This is a genomic window from Dietzia sp. UBA5065 (genome assembly GCA_002415925.1).
GTDB lineage: Bacteria > Actinomycetota > Actinomycetes > Mycobacteriales > Mycobacteriaceae > Dietzia.
In genome coordinates, this window is record DIAZ01000168.1 from 1 (window position 1) to 996 (window position 996).

A 996-nucleotide genomic window follows, 5' to 3' on the forward strand; every position below is an offset into this window, starting at 1 on the left:
GCGGATCGCGCAGGGGGGTAGCGGATTTCGCGTGGGCGGGGGGCGGGGCGGTTCAGCCCTGCAGGACGAACAGCAGCATCGCCGCCCAGTGGCAGGCGAACGCGACGACCGTGCAGGTGTGGAACACCTCGTGGAAGCCGTAAACCCCCGGCACCGGGTCGGGCTTCTTGAGCGCGTAGACCACGGCGCCGCCGGTGTAGGCCACGCCCCCGGCCAGGACGAGGATCACCGCCGCGGGGTTGACCTCGATGAGGTCGCCGGCGAACCACACCGCCGTCCAGCCCAGGCCGATGTAGAGCAGCACGTACAGCCACCGCGGGGCCCCCAGCCAGAACAGGCGGAACGCGATCCCGAGCAGCGCGCCGCTCCACACCAGGACCAGCAGGATCGTGCTGGCCGGCGGCTGGAGGGCGGCCACCGTCATGGGCGTGTAGGTGCCGGCGATCAGGAGGAAGATGTTGGAGTGGTCCAGCCGACGCATCAGGGCGGCGGCCCGGGGCCCCCAGTTCACCCGGTGGTACAGGGCCGAGATCCCGAACAGCAGCGACGAGGTGGTGAGGAACACCGCGCACGCCCAGGTCAGGGCCGTCCCGTCCGCGAGGACCGTGAGCACCACGCCGAGCGCGATGGCCACCGGCAGCGTGCCGGCGTGGATCCAGCCCCGGAGCATCGGCTTGGGCGGGACGGCGGAGATGCCGAAGTCGTCGTCCTCGGGGTAGGCGTCGGTGCGCTGCGGATCGGGGTTCGCGGTGGGGTCGGGGCGGGAGATCACACGGAGAACCTACCGTCAGGTCACGACGCGCTGAACCCCCGCTCGCCACCGGTGCGGGTCCAGACCCGGTCCCCGGCGGGGTCGGTGCCGAGCGCGGTGAGGTCGCGGGCCCGGAACTTGAAGCTGGCGGTGCGCGGCAGGGCGGCGGTCACCCGCAGGAGCGACGGCCACTGCTTGGGGCCGAGGTCGGACTGCGCGGCGAGGAACTCCCCGAACCCGGCGGC

The 996-nt window shown here is 72.8% G+C and carries 1 protein-coding gene and 1 pseudogene; both read right to left on the reverse strand.

The genetic code is table 11. From position 1 onward, the window contains the following. Window positions 1-52: 52 nt before the first annotated feature. The gene (gene trhA, locus B4M60_RS13535) at window positions 53-772 is read right to left on the reverse strand and encodes a PAQR family membrane homeostasis protein TrhA (RefSeq protein WP_291085034.1); all 720 of its coding nucleotides are present in this window, start codon (window positions 770-772) and stop codon (window positions 53-55) included. A 20-nt stretch (window positions 773-792) separates the two neighbouring features. Beyond that, window positions 793-996, reverse strand: a pseudogene (locus tag B4M60_RS13540) (acyl-CoA synthetase); the annotation flags it as partial.